Source organism: Burkholderia sp. b14 (assembly GCF_900156195.1).
GTDB lineage: Bacteria > Pseudomonadota > Gammaproteobacteria > Burkholderiales > Burkholderiaceae > Mycetohabitans.
This window is the reverse complement of sequence record NZ_FTPJ01000003.1, coordinates 1,440,466-1,457,711: the sequence shown is the minus strand read 5'-3', so window position 1 is coordinate 1,457,711 and position 17,246 is coordinate 1,440,466. Positions and strand designations below refer to the sequence as shown.

General features: G+C 62.6%; 19 protein-coding genes and 1 pseudogene. 13 read left to right on the top strand and 7 right to left on the bottom strand.

Translation table 11 applies throughout. The features are described 5' to 3' along the window. Positions 1 to 35 precede the first annotated feature (35 nt). The 6 genes and pseudogenes from B0B13_RS11135 to B0B13_RS17985 form a co-directional block, all read left to right on the top strand. Positions 36 to 656 carry an SCO family protein gene (locus tag B0B13_RS11135; protein WP_076787644.1) on the top strand — a complete coding sequence of 207 codons (621 nt, stop codon included), beginning with the start codon at positions 36 to 38 and terminating at the stop codon, positions 654 to 656. A 41-nt stretch (positions 657 to 697) separates the two neighbouring features. Beyond that, a complete protein-coding gene (locus B0B13_RS11130; protein WP_076786022.1) occupies positions 698 to 1,807 on the top strand; it encodes a COX15/CtaA family protein in 1,110 nt (369 codons plus the stop codon). A gap of 7 nt (positions 1,808 to 1,814) precedes the next feature. Next, on the top strand, positions 1,815 to 2,720 hold the full coding sequence (cyoE, locus tag B0B13_RS11125) for a heme o synthase (RefSeq protein ID WP_076786023.1): 906 nt from the start codon (positions 1,815 to 1,817) through the stop codon (positions 2,718 to 2,720). 110 nt (positions 2,721 to 2,830) lie between these two features. After that, a complete protein-coding gene (locus B0B13_RS11120) occupies positions 2,831 to 3,391 on the top strand; it encodes an SCO family protein (protein ID WP_076797281.1) in 561 nt (186 codons plus the stop codon). Positions 3,392 to 3,556: 165 nt separating this feature from the next. Then, positions 3,557 to 4,360: a MetQ/NlpA family ABC transporter substrate-binding protein gene (locus B0B13_RS11115; RefSeq protein ID WP_076796397.1), complete on the top strand. Its 804-nt coding sequence runs from the start codon at positions 3,557 to 3,559 to the stop codon at positions 4,358 to 4,360. Between the two features lie 293 nt (positions 4,361 to 4,653). After that, a pseudogene (locus B0B13_RS17985) lies at positions 4,654 to 4,821 on the top strand (N-acetylglucosamine-6-phosphate deacetylase); the annotation flags it as partial. A gap of 409 nt (positions 4,822 to 5,230) precedes the next feature. Here B0B13_RS17985 and cydX read toward each other — a convergent pair. The 5 genes from cydX to rpoH all read right to left on the bottom strand — a co-directional run bounded on the left by cydX (position 5,231) and on the right by rpoH (position 9,587). Next, positions 5,231 to 5,353 carry a cytochrome bd-I oxidase subunit CydX gene (cydX, locus tag B0B13_RS11110; protein WP_076786025.1) on the bottom strand — a complete coding sequence of 41 codons (123 nt, stop codon included), beginning with the start codon at positions 5,351 to 5,353 and terminating at the stop codon, positions 5,231 to 5,233. A gap of 39 nt (positions 5,354 to 5,392) precedes the next feature. Next, a complete protein-coding gene (cydB, locus tag B0B13_RS11105) occupies positions 5,393 to 6,532 on the bottom strand; it encodes a cytochrome d ubiquinol oxidase subunit II (protein ID WP_076786026.1) in 1,140 nt (379 codons plus the stop codon). 39 nt (positions 6,533 to 6,571) lie between these two features. Next, complete coding sequence (locus tag B0B13_RS11100; RefSeq protein ID WP_076797280.1) at positions 6,572 to 8,188, bottom strand: cytochrome ubiquinol oxidase subunit I; 1,617 nt, start codon at positions 8,186 to 8,188, stop codon at positions 6,572 to 6,574. After that, a complete protein-coding gene (gene cydP / locus B0B13_RS11095) occupies positions 8,178 to 8,456 on the bottom strand; it encodes a cytochrome oxidase putative small subunit CydP (RefSeq protein ID WP_076786028.1) in 279 nt (92 codons plus the stop codon). The genes B0B13_RS11100 and cydP overlap by 11 nt, the downstream gene beginning before the upstream one ends. A 204-nt stretch (positions 8,457 to 8,660) precedes the next feature. Further along, positions 8,661 to 9,587: an RNA polymerase sigma factor RpoH gene (gene rpoH, locus B0B13_RS11090; RefSeq protein ID WP_076787648.1), complete on the bottom strand. Its 927-nt coding sequence runs from the start codon at positions 9,585 to 9,587 to the stop codon at positions 8,661 to 8,663. 312 nt (positions 9,588 to 9,899) lie between these two features. Between rpoH and B0B13_RS11085 the strand changes: the two genes are divergently transcribed. The 3 genes from B0B13_RS11085 (at position 9,900) to B0B13_RS19415 (ending at position 11,596) form a co-directional block, all read left to right on the top strand. After that, positions 9,900 to 10,478, top strand: coding sequence for an acyloxyacyl hydrolase (locus tag B0B13_RS11085; RefSeq protein ID WP_076796395.1), 579 nt, complete (start codon positions 9,900 to 9,902; stop codon positions 10,476 to 10,478). 46 nt (positions 10,479 to 10,524) lie between these two features. Continuing rightward, on the top strand, positions 10,525 to 10,908 hold the full coding sequence (locus tag B0B13_RS11080) for a nuclear transport factor 2 family protein (protein WP_076786030.1): 384 nt from the start codon (positions 10,525 to 10,527) through the stop codon (positions 10,906 to 10,908). Positions 10,909 to 11,470: 562 nt separating this feature from the next. Continuing rightward, positions 11,471 to 11,596, top strand: a complete 126-nt coding sequence (locus B0B13_RS19415) for a hypothetical protein (RefSeq protein WP_255710790.1) — start codon at positions 11,471 to 11,473, stop codon at positions 11,594 to 11,596. A 202-nt stretch (positions 11,597 to 11,798) separates the two neighbouring features. Here B0B13_RS19415 and ybiB read toward each other — a convergent pair whose 3' ends face one another. Continuing rightward, entirely contained in the window at positions 11,799 to 12,809 is a 1,011-nt protein-coding gene (gene ybiB / locus B0B13_RS11065) for a DNA-binding protein YbiB (RefSeq protein WP_076796386.1), read from the bottom strand. Between the two features lie 250 nt (positions 12,810 to 13,059). Here ybiB and B0B13_RS11060 point away from each other — a divergent pair, with 250 nt between their 5' ends. The 3 genes from B0B13_RS11060 (at position 13,060) to B0B13_RS11050 (ending at position 14,689) form a co-directional block, all read left to right on the top strand. Further along, the gene (locus B0B13_RS11060) at positions 13,060 to 13,755 is read left to right on the top strand and encodes a fumarylacetoacetate hydrolase family protein (RefSeq protein ID WP_076796383.1); all 696 of its coding nucleotides are present in this window, start codon (positions 13,060 to 13,062) and stop codon (positions 13,753 to 13,755) included. Positions 13,756 to 13,847: 92 nt separating this feature from the next. Then, positions 13,848 to 14,054, top strand: a complete 207-nt coding sequence (locus B0B13_RS11055; protein ID WP_076786032.1) for a glutathione S-transferase family protein — start codon at positions 13,848 to 13,850, stop codon at positions 14,052 to 14,054. Beyond that, the gene (locus tag B0B13_RS11050) at positions 14,051 to 14,689 is read left to right on the top strand and encodes a LysE/ArgO family amino acid transporter (protein ID WP_076796380.1); all 639 of its coding nucleotides are present in this window, start codon (positions 14,051 to 14,053) and stop codon (positions 14,687 to 14,689) included. The genes B0B13_RS11055 and B0B13_RS11050 overlap by 4 nt, the downstream gene beginning before the upstream one ends. 30 nt (positions 14,690 to 14,719) lie before the next feature. Here B0B13_RS11050 and ftsY read toward each other — a convergent pair whose 3' ends face one another. Continuing rightward, positions 14,720 to 16,159: a signal recognition particle-docking protein FtsY gene (ftsY, locus tag B0B13_RS11045; protein WP_076796377.1), complete on the bottom strand. Its 1,440-nt coding sequence runs from the start codon at positions 16,157 to 16,159 to the stop codon at positions 14,720 to 14,722. Positions 16,160 to 16,383: 224 nt separating this feature from the next. Between ftsY and rsmD the strand changes: the two genes are divergently transcribed. After that, on the top strand, positions 16,384 to 17,097 hold the full coding sequence (gene rsmD, locus B0B13_RS11040) for a 16S rRNA (guanine(966)-N(2))-methyltransferase RsmD (RefSeq protein WP_076796375.1): 714 nt from the start codon (positions 16,384 to 16,386) through the stop codon (positions 17,095 to 17,097). Positions 17,098 to 17,246: the final 149 nt, after the last annotated feature.

Here is a 17,246-nt window from a genome sequence, read left to right as displayed (position 1 = left end):
GTTCCGAGGTGCCCGGTACGCGCCGCGTCGACCCGATGGTCACCGGCGGCGTGCCCGCATCGCATCGTGGCAGGCGGCGTACGCGGTGGATGCTGCTGTTGCTGGCCGCGGTTTGTGCCGCGCCCGTCGTCGCATCGTACTTGATGTACTACGTATTCAAGCCCGGCGGTGGCTCGACTAGCTACGGCCAATTGATCCAGCCGCAACGGCCGATTCCGGATCATCTTATCGTGCGTGATGAAACGGGTCATCCGATGCGGCTCGATTCGCTGAAAGGGAAATGGCTGATGTTGTCGGTCGATCCGAGCGCCTGCGATGACGCGTGCGCGAAAAAGCTGTACTTCATGCGGCAGGTGCGGGCGACGCAGGGCGCCGAACGTGAGCGAGTCCTTACTGTATGGCTGCGCACCGACGACGGCGCGATACCGGCGCGCGTCGCTGGTGCGTACCCGGACACGCCCAAGCTGATCGTGCCGCCGGCGCAGGTCGCCGCGTGGCTGCCGCCCGATCCGGATGTGGCTGGCGATTCGATCGCCTCGCACATTTACTTGGTTGACCCGAACGGAAACTTGATGATGCGCTTTCCGCGCGATCCGGATCCGTCGCGGATCAAGCAGGACCTGACCAAGCTGCTCAAATGGTCGAGAATCGGCTGAACGGTCGGGCCGCCTTTCGATGAAGTCCCTACACCATTGCCATGTTTGTCGTTGAGCTTGCGTTGATCGGCGCGGCGGTCGCGCTGTTGCCTCTCGGCTGGATCCTGTTGCGGGTGCGCTCGGACCGCTATCGCAAGCTGGCCTGGCTGACGATGTTCCTGACGCTGGACCTCGTGATGTTCGGTGGCTTCACGCGCTTGACCGACTCGGGCCTGGGCTGTCCGGACTGGCCCGGCTGCTATGCCAGTTCGTCGCCGTTTGCTGCGCATGCGTCGATCGCCGCCGCGTATGCGGCGATGCCTAGCGGACCGGTCAGTGTGATGAAGGCCTGGATCGAGATGACCCACCGCTATTTTGCGATGGCGATTGGGCTGCTGATCGTGCTGATGACCGCCATCGCGTGGATCCGACGATGGCGTGGCCAGCCCTTGCCGGCTTCGCCGTGGTGGCCGACCGCGTTGCTGGCGCTGGTGCTGGTGCAGGGGGCATTCGGTGCGTGGACCGTGACGTTGAAGTTGCAGCCGGTGATCGTGACCACGCACTTGTTGCTTGGCCTTGGCTTGCTGGCGGCGCTCGGCCTGTTCGCGGCGCGCATGACGCCAGCACCGCAGCGGGAGCCGGCCGCCAGCCGCGGTTCCGTGGCCGCGCTCGTCGCGCTTGCACTATTGATCGCGCAGATCGCACTCGGTGGCTGGGTCAGCACGAATTATGCGGTGCTCGCGTGCCCCGATTTCCCGACCTGCAATGGGCAATGGGTGCCGCCAATGGACTTCGCGCAGGGATTCCACCTATGGCGGGCCCTCGGCCTGGATGCCAACGGCGAGGTGATCACGCAGGACGCGCTCGTGGCGATTCACTGGACCCACCGCACGTTCGCGATAATCGTCATTGCCTATCTGCTCGGATGGGCGTGGCGCATCCGGCGCGTGAAGACGCTGACACGGTTGGCCGATGGCGTGCTGGCGGTCGTCGTGCTGCAGTTTCTGACCGGCCTGTCCAACATCGTGCTGCAATGGCCGCTGCCCGTCGCTGTCGCGCACAACGGCGGCGCGGCAATCCTGCTGTTGCTGGTTGTCATGTTAAACTGGCGCATTGCCTCCAGCCGCGCCGTTGCCGCCTCGTCGGCGGAATCGAGCCCCGTCACCGCGTGATTCACGAATGGACAGTACAACGCTTCGTCACTCGTCCGGCAGCCGCATCGCACAATATTTTGCGTTGACCAAGCCGCGTGTCACCCAGCTCGCCGTGTTCTGCGCGGTGATCGGCATGTTCCTGTCCACGCCCGGCATGGTGCCGTGGCAGAAATTGGTTGGCGGCACGATCGGCATCTGGCTGTTCGCCGGCGCGGCGTTTGCGATCAATTGCCTGGTTGAGCAGCGTATCGACGCGATGATGCGGCGTACCGCGTGGCGTCCGTCGGCGCGCGGCGAGATCACACCGGCGCAGATTCTGACTTTTTCCGCGGTGCTCGGTGGGCTGGGCATGGGGACGCTGTACACGTTCACGAACGCGTTGACGATGTGGTTGACGTTCGCGACGTTTATTGGTTACGCGGTCATCTATACAATCCTGCTGAAGCCGGCTACGCCGCAGAACATCGTGATCGGCGGCGCCTCGGGCGCGATGCCGCCCGCGCTGGGTTGGGCGGCAGTGCAGGGCACGGTGCCGGGCGACGCGTGGATCCTCGTGCTGATCATCTTTGTATGGACGCCACCGCATTTCTGGGCGCTGGCGCTGTATCGTCGCCAGGACTACGAGAGCGCGAAGTTGCCGATGCTGCCCGTTACCCATGGCGTGCACTTCACTGCGCTGCATATCCTGTTGTACACGCTCGTGTTGTTCGCCGTCACGCTGATGCCATTCGTGTCAGACATGAGCGGGGTGCTGTACCTCGCCAGCGCGGTCGTGCTCGGCGTACTGTTTCTGAGCTATGCATGGAAGATGTATCGCGACTATTCGGACGAGATTGCGCGCAAGACATTTCGGTATTCGATCGTCTATTTGTCGCTGTTGTTCGTTGCATTGCTGATCGATCACTACGCGCGCGGTTGGATCGGCTTCTGATGTCGGCGCGCGCTTTTTCCCATCTTCTGGCAGCGGCCCGGGTAGTATCCGGTCTACGCGAAGCGGCTCGTGCGAGCCACGGCGGGTTGCGGCGCGCGGTGGCCGCAGTCATGGTCGGCACGGCGCTCGCATTGGTTGGCTGCGGCGACAAGCCGGCGTTCATGAACGTCGACATCACTGGCGCGAGCCAGTTCGGCACCGACTTCGCGCTTGCCGATACCAACGGCCACGTACGTACACTGGCCGATTTCAAAGGCAAGGTGGTGGTGCTGTTCTTCGGCTACCTGCACTGCCCAGATGTGTGTCCGACGACGATGGCCGAACTTGCACAAGCGATGCAGCAATTGGGCGACCAGGCAAAACGCGTGCAGGTGCTGTTCGTCACGCTCGATCCAAAACGCGACAGTGCACCGTTGCTCGCACAGTACGTTGCGGCGTTCAACCCGTCGTTCATCGGCCTGCGGCCTGCCAACGACGTGCAGCTGTCGAAGGTGACCAAGTCGTTTCGCGTGTACTACGCGAAAGAGCCGGGCAAGGATGGTGCCGATTATACGGTGGATCACACTGCCGCGAGCTACGTGTTCGATCCCGCCGGCAAGCTGCGGCTGTTCGCGCGCGACGGCCAGGGTTCGATGCCGTGGGTGCACGATATCAAGTTGTTGCTCGACTAGGTGGCCCGTAGTCGGAGTTGGTAATCGGTGGTCGGTGGTCGGTGGTCGGCAGCCAGTAGCCCGATGGTCTCTCCCGTAAAAGCATAAGCGTATGCGTATTCGGTAGTTCACTTCGTTGGTGCTGCCATGCGACCATCGCGTTCTCAAAATCGAAGTGGGGTACCCATGCTACGCAGAACACTACTGAAAACGCTGTCCATCGTCGCAATGGCAGCTGCATTGTCGAATGTTGCGCGAGCCGATCCGGTGCTGCGCGTGGGCACGATGAGCGGCCCGGACGCGCAGATCTGGGCGAAAGTGGCGAAGGTGGCGGCGAAGAACGGCTTGAAGATTAAAGTCATCGAATTCAATGACTACGTGCAGCCGAATGCCGCGCTTGATGCCGGCGACCTGGACGCGAACGGCTTCCAGCACCAGCCGTTCTTGGACAGCCAGATCAAGCAGCGCGGCTACAAGATTGTGAATGTGGGCCTAACCTATGTGTCGCCGATGGGCTTCTACTCGAAAAAGTTCAAGTCGTTGAAGGAGCTGCCGGAAGGCGCCAAAGTCGGTATCCAGAACGATCCGTCCAACGGCAACCGCGCGCTGTTGCTGCTGCAGAAATACGGGATCATCAAGCTGAAGGCCGGTGCGGGCGTGGGCGGCGTGAACGCGACGCCGCTGGATGTGATTGAGAATCCAAAGAAGATCAAGCTGGTCGAGTTAGATGCCGCGCAGATGCCGCGCTCGCTCGATGATCTGGCTGCCGCAGCAATCAATAACAACTACGCGGTGGGCGCTGGCTTCTCGCCGATCAAGGATGCAATCGCGATCGAAGACCTGAAGGGGCCGTATGCGAACCTGATTGCCGTGCGCGTGCAGGACAAGAACAAGCCGTGGGTGAAGAAGCTGGTGGCCGCGTACGAGTCCGACGATATTCGCAAGTTCCTTGAGACGCAATTTAAGGGTGCGATCTTGCCCGCCTTCTAAGGCGTGACGCCCGTGGCCGGCTGCCGGGCAGGGTGGTCCGGCTACAGGGCCTACCTCCACACGGGGCCGCTCGCCGTATGGGTGGCTTACCGCGCCCGGCCATGTCGGCCGCGCATGAAGGCGCTGAGCCCGCATAAGCGCCGCGCCGACGAGCTCGCCCTTGGGGCGCGCGATAAGCGCATGTTCACGGCCGTGTCCTGCGACGACGCGCTCGCTATCACGGTGCATACGTTATCCACTAACCACAGATCCCGGTTTTTGCCTTTCCCTCCTTTCTCGCACGTACAGAACGCGTGCGGCTGGCCGACGGCACACTGGCGGGCAGCACCCTGACGATGGACCAAGCGCTGCGCAATCTCGCCTCGATTGGTTTGCCGATCGCCGACGTGGTAGTGAGCGATCGTGAACTGACGCTCGTTACCACGTACGTCGAAGGAGAGGCCGTTGTCGACGATGCTTAACGAGGCGTTGGCCTTGTCCGAAGTCGTCTAGCCCCGGCAGTGTGACTTGCGCAGCGCTGCAGGCGCTGGCCGGCTAACTCGCGGGTTGCCGATACGTTCCACATCGTGTGCGGCCATGCCGGCCGAGCGCTACGCGAAGACGATGGTGACGCGGCTGCTAGTCGCCGGGCGTTCGACCGTGCTTGTGTCGATGGTCCCGTTAGGGGGCGGCATTCGAAACTGACCGCCCTCCTAAGGCGCGAGTTAGCGCCGCGCGTACGGCCGAAGTACGCTGCCCGGAATGGGGCGTCGCGCGGCCTTTCTCCCGCTAATGCCCGGCCGACAGTCCGCATGCCGACGCTTCATGCGGCGTAGGCGAGGTGCGCGGGAGCGGTGAAAACCGTCAGCCGGCACCGGCCGTTTCAGCGCGTTACTTCTTCGCGTTAGGCTCTGTCAGTCTTTGTGCGTCGCGATGCGACTCGAGCCACATCGCGTTGATGACGCCGAACGCGAGTGCGACGCCAATACCCAATATCCAGCTGAAATACCACATGCTCTGCTCCGTCAGATCGGTCGATTGAAGTAAGGCGGCTCAGTACATCGAGTGCGTGTTGCTTTGCACCCCTTGCTCGGTGACCTTGCCGCGCATCACGCGATAGACCCAGCTGGTGTACAGCATAATCAGCGGCACGAACACGATCACCACGATCAGCATGATGCCCAGCGTGCGGTGGCTCGACGTCGAGTCCCACAGCGTCAGGCTGCTGGCCGGGTCCAGCGACGATGGCATGATGAATGGGAACATCGAGAAGCCAGCGGTCAGGATCACACCGGTCACCAGCAGCCCCGTCATGATGAAGCCCACCACGGTGAAGCGCGATGAGGCAAGCGCCAGTGCGAGCACGCCGGCCACGATGCCCAGCGCCGGTGCGAGCATCATCCATGGGTAGGCGATGTAGTTGGCCATCCACAGGCCGGGCGCGGCGGCCACGCGCTTGAGCAGCGGGTTGGCCAGCGCGTCCAGCGGCGCCGCGCGGGTGATCTCGAAGCCGGTGATGCGGGTGGCCACAAGAATGCCGGCCATGATGAACAGCACGACTGTGATCAGCGACGCGATGCGCAGCACGTGCGACGCGCGGCGCGCTACTGCCCCTTCGGTCTTGATGCGCAGGAACGCGGCGCCGTGCGCGACCAGCATGCCGACGCTGACCGCACCGCACAGCACCGCGAACGGGTTCAGCAGCGCGAAGAAGCCGCCATGGTAGCTCACGCGCAGATCGTCGTCGAAGCAAAATGGCACGCCTTGCAGCAGGTTGCCAAACGCGACACCGAACACCAGCGCCGGAATCGCGCTGCCGGCGAACAACGCCCAATCCCAGCTCGTGCGCCACCGCGGATCGTCGCGCTTGGCGCGGTACTCGAAGCCGACCGGTCGCATGAACAGCGCGAACAACACCAGCAGCATCGCGAAATAGAAGCCGGAAAAGGAAGCGGCGTAGACCAGCGGCCACGCGGCGAACATTGCACCGCCGGCCGTGATCAGCCACACCTGGTTGCCCTCCCAGGTGGGGCCAATCGCGTTGATGATCACGCGGCGTTCGGTGTCGGTTTTGCCGATGAACGGCAGCAGTGTACCGACACCCATGTCGAAGCCGTCGGTGAGCGCGAAGCCGAGCAGCAAGACGCCGATTAGCACCCACCAAATGACCTTCAAAGTCGGATAGTCAAACATAGTGATTTTGTCCAGTAACAAAGGCTTCGATCCACGGCATCAGGCTTGCCCTGCGTGAGACAGCTGTCGGGTTTCGTAAGCTGTTGCGTCGTCATGCGGCTGCGGCTGCTCGTGGTGGTAGCGGCCGGTATGCAGCGACGACGGCCCGAGTCTTGCATACTTGAACATCAGCGTGATCTCGACGATAAATAGCACCGTGTAGAACAAAACAAACCCGCCGATGCTCCAGTAAAGGTCTGAAGGCGCCAGGCTGGAGGCTGACGAGAACGTCGGCAGTACACCGGCGATCGTCCACGGCTGGCGGCCCATTTCGGCGACGATCCAGCCAAACTCGGCGGCGAGCCACGGCAACGGGATCGCCCAGACGCACCAGCGCAGGAACCAGCGCCGGCTCTCATGCGCCACGCTGCGCGTGGCGCAGAACCAGAAGGCGAGCACAAATGTCACGAGGAACAGGATGCCCAGACCGACCATCAGCCGGAATGACCAGAACACCGGTGCCACGGGAGGAATCGAGTGCTTGGCTGCCTCGGCGATTTGCGCGTCAGTCGCATTCAGCACCTCCGGTGCATAGCGCTTGACGAGCAGCCCGTAGCCGAGGTTGTTCTTGTGGGTGTCAAACACCGCGCGCGTTGCATCGGACATGTCGCCCTGCTTCATCTTTTGCAGCGCTCCGTACGCGACGATACCGTTACGGATGCGCTGCTCGTTCTGAGAGATCAGATCGCGCAGCCCGATCACGGGCTCATCGATCGAGCGCGTGGCGATTAGTCCCAGTGCGTAGGGTATGCGCAGCGCGTAGTCGGTGCGCTGCTCGTCCTGGTTCGGCAATCCGAATACGGTGAATGCAGCCGGTGCCGGCTCGGTGGTCCATTCCGATTCGATCGCGGCGAGCTTGGCTTGCTGAACTTCGCCGGTCGTGTAACCCGACTCGTCGCCGAGTACGATCACGCACAGCGTTGAGGCCAGCCCAAAACCGGCCGCGACGGCAAACGAGCGCAATGCGAAGTCAACATCGCGCTTCTTCAACAGGTACCACGAGGATACACCGAGCACGAACATCGCTGCCGTCACGTAGCCTGCCGACACAGTATGGACGAACTTGACCTGCGCGACCGGATTGAACACCACCTCAGCTAAGCTGGTCAGTTCCATGCGCATCGTTTCGTAATTGAACTCAGCGCCGACCGGATTGTTCATCCAGCCGTTGGCGATCAGGATCCACAACGCCGACAGGTTCGAGCCAAGTGCGACGAGGAACGTGACGATCAGATGCCCGACGCGCGACAGCCGGTTCCAGCCAAAGAACATGAGTCCAACGAACGTCGATTCGAGGAAGAATGCCATCAGACCTTCTACCGCGAGCGGCACGCCGAAAATATCGCCGACGTAGTGCGAGTAGTACGACCAGTTCGTGCCGAACTGGAACTCCAGCGTGATGCCGGTCACCACGCCCATCGCAAAGTTGATGCCAAACAACTTGGCCCAGAACTGGGTCATGTCCTTGTAGATCTGCTTGCGGGTCATCACATAGACGGCTTCCATGATGACCAACAGCCAGGACAGACCCAGCGTCAGTGGGACGAAAAGAAAGTGGTACAGCGCAGTAATGGCGAACTGCAGCCGCGAAAGGTCGACGACTTCGCTACTTATCATGATGATCACCTGAAGCGGGCGGATGTGTTGCGGGCACCGACAACAGCGCTTGCGCGACCTGGGCCGGCGGCAGTTCCATGTGCGGTGCCTGGGGATGACTGAACAACGTGTACTTGAAGACGAGCAAGATCGCGACCTTGGCCATCACAACCAGTGTCAACTCGCGAACCAGTCCAGGGCGGTGCAGGATCGCGGCTAGCAGACCGGAGCGCTGCGCAGGGTCGGCACGGTTGATATCGGTGCTATGGCGAACGTCATGGCTAAACATAGTGTTTCGTGGGCTGTGCGGCAGGCGCGACTTCAACGAAACTTATTTTATAGATGGGGGGAAATGAGGGGCAGTTATTGCAGCGCGTCAAACCGCCGCATTTTCACCGCGCTGCGGCCTCGCGCATCAGTATTGTGTCGATTTGTCGCGGTGCAAATAAAAACCCGGCCGAAGCCGGGTCCGGTGAGTGCACGCGGCAAACGCTCACGCGTATTGCTGCAGCGCGCCGCGCATTTTCTTCATCGCACTCGCCTCGATTTGGCGGATGCGCTCAGCGGACACGCCGAACTCGTCGGCCAGTTCATGCAGCGTCGCGCCGCCCGAGCCGTCGTCCTGCACCTGCAGCCAGCGCGCTTCGATGATACGACGGCTACGCGCATCGAGGGATTCAAGCGCATCAGCCAGGCCTTCAGTCTGCAGCAGGTCGCGCTGGCGTGACGCGAGCACCGCGGTCGGCTCGGTACGCGAGTCGGCCAGGTAGGCGATCGGCGCGAATGATTCCTCGCCGTCCTCGAACTGTCCTTCGAGCGCGATATCGCCGCCGGCCAGCCGCGTCTCCATCTCGGTCACTTCTTCACGCTTGACGTTCAGTTCCTTCGCGAGCCCTGCGATCTCGTCTGGCGTGAAAGGTTGCATGCCCTGCTTGTGGCTGCGCAGGTTGAAGAACAGCTTGCGCTGCGCCTTTGTCGTTGCGACTTTCACCATGCGCCAGTTGCGCAGGATGTATTCGTGGATCTCGGCCTTGATCCAATGAATCGCATACGACACCAACCGTACGTTCTGACGCGGATCGAAGCGCTTGACGGCCTTCATCAGGCCGATGTTGCCTTCCTGGATGAGATCCGCGTGAGGTAGACCGTAACCCAAGTAGTTGCGCGCGATCGACACGACCAGCCGCAGGTGCGACAGCACCAGCTGGCGCGCGGCATCCAAGTTGTTCTGCTCGCGGTATTCGGTCGCAAGGCGCGTTTCGTCGGTCTGCGACAACAGCGGGATGCGGTTGACTGCCTGAATGTAAGCGTCCAGATTGCCCAGCGTACCCGGCAGCATCGAATTCGAGGCGAGCGCCAGCGCGCCTGCGCCAGCCGGCGTCAAGCTTGCAGAGCTCGGTAGGCTCATTGCGTTGCTCACTCGTGTTACTCCTTGTATCGGCAGCTTCATGCGCTACTGCGCAAACGGCGTTCCGCTACATCTTAGCACTCAATGCCACAGAGTGCTAAACCGTTAGGCTGACAGTGGCGCAGCCGGTTCTGTTTAACTATTGATATGGATATTCTAATAGTTTTTTTGACCCGCGGACGCGGATAGAAGTTTCCTCCGGCGTGCGGGCTGAATATAAGGGGCAGAAGGCGGCAAAGAGTACGCGGTGAGCAGCGATCCGCGCGGCAACCTAAAATGGCGGGCGAACCACGTTGTCAGTGCTTGCTTAATATTTGGAGAACAATGAGTACGTTCACGACGAAGCACGGCCCGGCGGCGCCAGCGCAGCGCGTGCTGCGCGCAGCGTTGGCGGCACTGGCGCTGGCTGCCAGCGCGGCAGCCCATGCGGACCGGTTTGGCGTCCAACTCGGCGGCGGGATCGGCGACCGCCACATCAAGAAGGGCGACCTGGCGCTGGTATGGGATCCGGACATGACGTGGTGGGATACGGGATCCTGGCACTTTGCGCTGGTCGGCGAAATGCATGTGTCGTATTGGCATACGGACGAAGGCGATGGGCATTCGAACATCGGCGAGTTTGGTATGACGCCGGTGGTGCGTTTCATCAAGAACAGCGGCCAGGTCCGTCCGTATGTCGAGGCCGGCGTGGGCGTACGGTGGTTGACGCACCCGCGCATCTCAGCGCGTTTCACCGTCTCGTCGGCGTTCCAGTTCGCGGACATGGTTGGCGTGGGCGCGCAGTTCGGCGAGCGCCAGCAGTACCAGGCGGGATTTCGTTTCCAACATGTGTCCAATGGCGGTATCAAGCAGCCGAATCCTGGTATAAATTTCACCCAGCTTTATCTGCAATACAACTTCTGAAGCGGGCGTCACGCTCGGCCCGTTTCGCGTTCGAAGCGAGGCACAGATGGCGGCCAAGGTTATTGAGACGATCCGGGGATTGGAGCGCAAGCGCTTTCAAGCGATGGTTGACGGCAACAGCGAGTTGTTGGACACGTTAATTGCCGACCACGCCAGCTATGTGCATACGAATGGCAAGCGCGAAAGCAAACAGCAAGTGATCGATTCGATCGTCGGCGGCCGGCGGCGCTATCGGCAGATCGAGGTGCAGAGCCAGGAGATCGTGCCGCTGTCCCACGATATTTGCATGGTGAACGGGCGCGTGCTGATCGAGATGGAAGCCAACAGCGGCGCACTTGTGTACCCGATTGCCTACACGGCGGTTCAGGCAAACGACAACGGGCACTGGCGTCTGGTCGTCTGGCATGCGACGCGCTGCGCGGTGGAGTGAGCCGGCGCCACCGGGCGTCGTGTCCGCAAGCCGGAAGGCGGCTGCGGCAGCAGGTTGCCGCGTGCCAGTCGTCGCTGCAGTGGCGAGCGTCATCCGCTTGCCGCCATGGGCTGGGTTTTCAACAGTAGCGTGCGACCCAGATCGGTGCTCACACCGGCGCGTCGGCTATGGACCGAATAGGCCATCGGCACGAGCGCAGGCGCATGTCCAGCGTTGCATCGCAGGCGTAGCCGGCGGCCTGGGTTCATCGTTGAGCGCGGGCTGCGTTGTTGTCGCCCTTGCGGTCCGGTCAAAGCCGAACGGCCGATGAGGCGATAGCATGGTCGCTGTCAAACGACCGGCGAGGGCTTGCTCAACGGCGGGTTGATGCGGTTTCTGCCGGACGCAGGTCGGTCCGAATGTCAGCGCGAAGAAAGGATTTTGCGGCCCGATGCGAAACACTGTGCCGTTGTGCGAATGCGCGTGAGCGACTCGCGCATGAGGTAATTTGGCCACGATGCCAAAATGCTATATTGATGTCGCGTACAAAAAGTACGCTATCCGAAGCAATATGGAGATTAATATGGGATACAAAGTAATGAAGGTAGTGATGGCGGTTGCGTTGACCGTATCGGCCGTGACGGGTATTGCTGTGGCAACGAGCCAAAGCAGCTATGCGTGTGGCACCATGGCCCGTTATTGCAACTAACCTTGCGGTGCTATAGGAGTATTTGCAGCAGGTAGCAACGTGTGTCGCTGCGGCTATCCGACGCTGTCGCAGCGATACGCCAGCACAACGTAGCGAGCGAATCACAAACATGTCGCCACGCGTTGAGCCGTTGCATGGAACATAGCGTGTGCAGGCAACACAGGTGGACAGCGTTGCTGATCGGCCGCAACGGTCGATGCGCTTACGCGCACGGTGCCTGTCCCGATTCCCTCCATCGGGCAACGCGCTCGATGAGTTCGACTTGCTTCACGATGGCCTCGGGTGCCCTCGCGTGACCATCCAGTACGTCCGTTATCCATCGCGCGGTCGTTGCCGCATCCAAAGCGTCGGGCAGTTCGACCACGGGTGCTTGCGTCGATGCACGTTCAGCATCGACCAGCGTCTCGCATACCTGATCATGCAGCCAATCGACCTGCACCCGGCGCCGGGTATCGGCCGCGGCTTCTCCTTCGGTTCCACGCGCCAGCAACACACCACCGGCTGCTGCCTGCGGGAAATCGCGGAACAGCGCTGACAGGCTGTCACGGTAAGCCGGATGGGTATAGTTGACCAGCCGCAGTCCCGGTTCGGCGAACGGTTGTAGCAGCTTGACCAGCGTATGGGTCGTATTGCGCACGCCGAGTGTCGCGCGTAGCCCGAGCAAGCGGGACATCTTGGGCGCGAGCACGTCGATCGGCGCAAATGCGACCCGCGCGTGAGCGAGTGCCGGGTCGATTTCGTCGATCGAGCGCGCAGCCGGCAGGTCCAATTCGGCAAAGATTTCGGCGCTGGTCACCCGTCCCGGGTCCACTGTCACGCCATGCACGAGTACCGGCACGCCGCGACGCGCAAGCAACAAGGCGAGCAGCGGTGTGAGGTTTGGTTGCTTGCGCGCGCCGTTGTAGCTCGGTATCGACACAGGGCGGTAGTAATCGCCGCGCGTGGCGAGTGGTCTGAGCGACGCTTGCGCCGCAGCAAGCATCGCCGCAAGCTCCTGCGGCGTCTCGCCCTTGACTCTGTAAGCGAGCACCACTGCGCCCAGCTCGACATCGGAGACGCGCCCGTCGAGCATCGCGGTATAGAGCGCATAGGCATCGTCATGCGAAAGCGCGCGGGCGCCGCGCGCTCCTCGCCCGATCTCCTTAATCAACGGCGCACAACGAAAACTTGCGCCGCCGGGCGTGCTGTCGGATAACGGGTTCGATTCAGTCATGGCATCGGGCGACCAATGCACCGGCTATGTAAGCGCATGTGCCGATGCGATCAGCCGCTTCACTTCGGGAATGCAGGAGCCACACTGAGTATCGCATTCGAGGCTTTCTGGCAAGCGCGCAAGGCATGCCGCGCCGGACTGGCGATCGCCACCGGTTTAAACTTGGGTGTTTCGTCTAAGGCGTACGCCTCGCCGGTTGTTCCGCGGGCGGATACCGATGTAGTGCTCACACTCGTCAGGGGAGCATGTGATGGCTTATTTATTCGAGGTGCCCAACCCCGCGGTGCCGGTGGTGCAGTCGTCCGATGTGTTTCCGGTGCACCGTATCTATTGTGTCGGCCGCAATTACGAAGCGCACGCGCGCGAGATGGGCCACGACCCGCAACGCGAGCCCCCCTTTTTCTTTAGCAAGCCCGCCGACGCAGTGCTGTATGTGGCGCCCGGGACCGTGGGCGAATTTCCGTATCCGCCTGAGTCGGGCGAGGTCCATCACGAGATGGAACTGGTCGTGGCGATCGGGCGTGGGGGGCGCGACATCCCGGTAGAGCACGCACTGGAGCATGTGTACGGCTATGCGCTCGGGCTTGACATGACACGCCGCGATTTGCAGGCGCAGGCTAAGAAGTTGGGCCGTCCCTGGGACATGGCCAAGGGTTTTGACCTGTCTGCGCCAATTGGGCCGATCCATCCGGTATCGCAGGTCGGGCACGTCGCTGCCGGCCAATTGTGGCTGACGGTCAATGGCGTGCCGCGACAGCACGCGGACGTGTCGACGATGCTCTGGCCAGTGCCGGAAACGATCGCCTACTTATCGCGGTTCATTGCTCTGGCGGCGGGCGACCTGGTCTATACCGGAACGCCGGAAGGGGTGGGGGCGGTGGCGAAGGGCGATGTGCTCGAAGGCGGCCTGGACGGATTCGACATACTGACATTGCGTGTAGTCTGACACGCGCGCTGTAGGAGCAAGTTCATGAGGCACAAAAAGACGCGTGGTGCCGCCACTGGATCGAGACGGGCTTCAGCGCGTTTAACGCGCAGTTGGCGAACGATTCGCGCATCGGCAAGTTTGCGATCGGCGACACGCCGACCCTCGCTGACCTGTGCATCGTGTTGCAAGTTTTCAACGCGCAGCGCTTCAACATCGACCTGGCGCCCTTTGCCGCGATTCAGCGCCTCTTCGACAACGCGATGCAATTAGACGCATTCCGCCATGCTGTGCCCGCCGCTCAGCCGGATGCCAAATGAGCTGGGCTGAATCATTGCCGGTGTTCGGATCAACCTATGCGTCGGGCTTCGGATTGTGCGCGAGCCTGATCGTTGCGATCGGCGCGCAGAATGCGTATGTGCTGCGACAGGGTCTCAAACGCGTGCACGTTGGGATGGTCGTCGCGATCTGCGCATCGATCGATATCGTGCTCATCGCGGCGGGCGTCGCCGGCATGGGCGCGTTGATGACTCGGATGCCGGCGTTGCTCGTGGTGGTCAAATACGTCGGCGCGCTGTTCGTATTCCTGTATGGCCTGCGCGCGCTGTACAGCGCGTGGAAAGGGCCGGGACACCTCGATGCATCGGATCGAGACGGTGCGCAGTCGGCGGTTGGCATGGCCGGCACGATCGTCGCATTATCGTTGCTTAATCCGCATGTTTATCTCGATACCGTCGTGCTGCTCGGCGCGGTCGGCGGCCGCCATCCATGGCCGGCCAACCTGTGGTTCGCGCTCGGTGCAATGAGCGCGTCACTCGTATGGTTCTGCGCGCTCGGCTACGGCGCGCGGCTGTTACGGCCGGTGTTCGAGAAAGACGTCGCGTGGCGCGTGCTCGATGTGCTGATCGCCTGCGTGATGGGTTGGATCGCGCTGATGCTGGTGTCAGGCGGTTAACCGGGACGGGGCACGCGTTGCGCCGCGTGCTTACCCGAGCAGCGCGTCGGCAAATTCGGCGGCGACGAACGGTTGCAGGTCTTCGACCTTCTCGCCAACGCCGATGAAATACACCGGCACTGGGCGTTGGCGCGCGATGGCGGCCAGGATGCCACCCTTGGCGGTACCGTCTAGCTTCGTGACGATGAGTCCAGTCAACCCCAGCGCCTCGTCGAACGCCTTGGCCTGGGCCAACGCGTTCTGGCCGGTATTCGCATCAAGCACCAGCAGTATTTCGTGCGGGGCCCCGTCCATCGCCTTGCCGATTACCCGCTTGACCTTGCGTAGCTCCTCCATCAGATGCAACTGGGTCGGTAAGCGTCCGGCGGTGTCCGCCATCAGCACGTCGATGCCGCGCGCGCGCGCGGCGCCGACCGCGTCGAAGATCACCGCGGCCGGGTCACCGCTTTCCTGCTGGATCACAGCGACGTTGTTGCGCTGGCCCCAGATCACCAACTGCTCACGCGCGGCGGCGCGGAACGTGTCGCCGGCGGCCAGCATCACCGACTGGTTAAACGACTGCAGGTGCTTGGCGAGCTTGCCGATGCTTGTAGTCTTGCCGGCTCCGTTGACGCCGGCAATCATCATCACCAGCGGTTGTGTGCGGCCGAGCACCATCGATTGCTCAAGCGGCGTGAGCAATTCGATCAACAACGTGCGCAACGCCGCCTTGACCTGTTGTGCGTCAGTCAGTCTCTCGCTGCGGACCTTCTGACGTAGCGCATCGAGCAGGTAAGTAGTGGCATCCACACCGGCATCAGCCATCAATAATGCGGTCTCGAGCTCCTCGAACAGCGCCTCGTCGACCTTCACGCCGATGAAAATGCCGGTCAGGTTCGAGCTGGTTTTGGTCAGCCCCGATTTCAACCGGCTGAGCCACGAGCGCTTGGCGGTCGGCTCGGGAGCAGGGGGCGGCACGATCTCAACGATCTCTTCGTCCGCGCCGCCGACGAGCTGCTGCGTGGCGGTTCCAGCGGGCTTGGCGGGCACGGGTTGCGGTGCCACGCCGGACGCGGATCGGGCCGAGACTTCCGCAAGCGGCGCCGCAGAGGCTGGCGAGAGTGCCGGCGCCGGCGAAGCCGCGGGTGAGGATGACGTCCCGGATGCTGATGAGGGTGCCGGCTGGACTGATCCTGCCGGCTGCGCTGATTCGAGGGAGGAGGGCTCGGGCCCTGGCGCGCCGATCGCGCCCAGCGTGCCGCTTGGCGCTGCCTCAGGGGCCGACGCCGGTGCTGGTGGTGTGACAGGTGCTGTGGTTGCAGCAGGTGCAGTGGTCGTAGCAGGCGCAGCTGGCGCACCACGCGCTTCAGACGTGTCCGGGGCGGCCGGCGTGCCGGACGTGGTGGTTTGCGAGGCGGAATCCGCTACGGGCGCGTCTTGCTTCTGGCTGGACGCATCGCTCTTCCTGAATCGTTTGAAAAAGCTGAACATGGTTCGCAATGTGGCGGTACGCGCGCCGCGGGCGGGCGACGTCGGGGCCGGCAACGGAGCGCCGGTGGCAGACCAAACATTCTAGCAGAGCGCCGCATGGGCTTCTGAGTTTGTGCTCCGGCTATGGTAAGGTTGCTTCTCCTCACCCCGGCGCGGGAGGATGGCTGGTTGCGCGCGGCGACGGCGTCCGTTCCCGCGTCACGACAGCCTAATGGAATGAATCGATGAACCACTCGTCCCGCACGCGCGCCCGTGCGCCTTTTGCCGCCCTCGACGGTGCGCAAACGCGTGCCGCCGGTGCCGCAGCATCGCGCCGCGTTGCCGCGACGCGTCACGCGCCTCACCAGGTCCGCCTCATCGGCGGCATCTGGAAGCGTACGCCGCTGCCGGTGCTCGATCTGGCGGGGCTCAGGCCGACGCCGGACCGTGTGCGCGAAACCTTGTTCAACTGGTTGGGCCAGCAACTGGATGGCCTGGTGTGCCTGGACCTATTCGCCGGCACCGGGGCGCTCGGCTTCGAAGCTGCATCGCGCGGCGCGCAACGTGTGGTAATGGTCGAGCGCGATGGGCGCGCGGCTGCACAACTAAACGCGATCCGGCAAAAATTGGATGCGCAGACGATCGAAATTGTGCAGGCCGATGCGTTGCGGCTGGCGGCCGGCCTCGCGCCGGCAGGATTCGACATCGTGTTCCTCGACCCGCCGTTCAATGCCGAACTGCTTGGGCGCGCGCTGACGCTTGCGTTGCCGCTGGTGGCGCCTGGCGGTGTAGTTTATGTCGAATCCGATGCGCCATTGGCTGCGGTGCGGGACGCTCAAGCGCAGCAGGGCGTCGCTGCCACGCCCGGCTGGCCGTCGCTGCAGGAATGGCGCATCGTACGCCACGCGCGCGCCGGCGCGGTGCATTATCATTTGCTGCGGTGCGAAAATGGTGAATAATGCGCGTTCCAAAAACGAGCTGGCGGCGTTTTACCGCGACGTCACGCCGGCCACCGCTGTACCGGTCCCGCTTGCCGCCGGGCATTGGCGGCGAGTGCCAGCGCGACCGCGCATCGTGCCGCCGGCTTGTTAAGCGAGAGGAGAATATT

Excerpts from the sequence above, each read along its gene's own strand:
- B0B13_RS11135 (WP_076787644.1), top strand. The coding sequence starts at position 36 with ATGGTCACCGGCGGCGTGCCCGCATCGCATCGTGGCAGGCGGCGTACG.
- B0B13_RS11100 (WP_076797280.1), bottom strand. The coding sequence starts at position 8,188 with ATGATAAGTAGCGAAGTCGTCGACCTTTCGCGGCTGCAGTTCGCCATT.
- B0B13_RS11060 (WP_076796383.1), top strand. The coding sequence starts at position 13,060 with ATGGCTTATTTATTCGAGGTGCCCAACCCCGCGGTGCCGGTGGTGCAG.
- cydX (WP_076786025.1), bottom strand. The coding sequence starts at position 5,353 with ATGTGGTATTTCAGCTGGATATTGGGTATTGGCGTCGCACTCGCGTTC.
- cydB (WP_076786026.1), bottom strand. The coding sequence starts at position 6,532 with ATGTTTGACTATCCGACTTTGAAGGTCATTTGGTGGGTGCTAATCGGC.
- B0B13_RS11085 (WP_076796395.1), top strand. The coding sequence starts at position 9,900 with ATGAGTACGTTCACGACGAAGCACGGCCCGGCGGCGCCAGCGCAGCGC.
- B0B13_RS19415 (WP_255710790.1), top strand. The coding sequence starts at position 11,471 with ATGGGATACAAAGTAATGAAGGTAGTGATGGCGGTTGCGTTGACCGTA.
- B0B13_RS11115 (WP_076796397.1), top strand. The coding sequence starts at position 3,557 with ATGCTACGCAGAACACTACTGAAAACGCTGTCCATCGTCGCAATGGCA.
- ybiB (WP_076796386.1), bottom strand. The coding sequence starts at position 12,809 with ATGACTGAATCGAACCCGTTATCCGACAGCACGCCCGGCGGCGCAAGT.
- cyoE (WP_076786023.1), top strand. The coding sequence starts at position 1,815 with ATGGACAGTACAACGCTTCGTCACTCGTCCGGCAGCCGCATCGCACAA.
- B0B13_RS11050 (WP_076796380.1), top strand. The coding sequence starts at position 14,051 with ATGAGCTGGGCTGAATCATTGCCGGTGTTCGGATCAACCTATGCGTCG.
- cydP (WP_076786028.1), bottom strand. The coding sequence starts at position 8,456 with ATGTTTAGCCATGACGTTCGCCATAGCACCGATATCAACCGTGCCGAC.
- rsmD (WP_076796375.1), top strand. The coding sequence starts at position 16,384 with ATGAACCACTCGTCCCGCACGCGCGCCCGTGCGCCTTTTGCCGCCCTC.
- B0B13_RS11130 (WP_076786022.1), top strand. The coding sequence starts at position 698 with ATGTTTGTCGTTGAGCTTGCGTTGATCGGCGCGGCGGTCGCGCTGTTG.
- B0B13_RS11080 (WP_076786030.1), top strand. The coding sequence starts at position 10,525 with ATGGCGGCCAAGGTTATTGAGACGATCCGGGGATTGGAGCGCAAGCGC.
- B0B13_RS11120 (WP_076797281.1), top strand. The coding sequence starts at position 2,831 with ATGGTCGGCACGGCGCTCGCATTGGTTGGCTGCGGCGACAAGCCGGCG.
- ftsY (WP_076796377.1), bottom strand. The coding sequence starts at position 16,159 with ATGTTCAGCTTTTTCAAACGATTCAGGAAGAGCGATGCGTCCAGCCAG.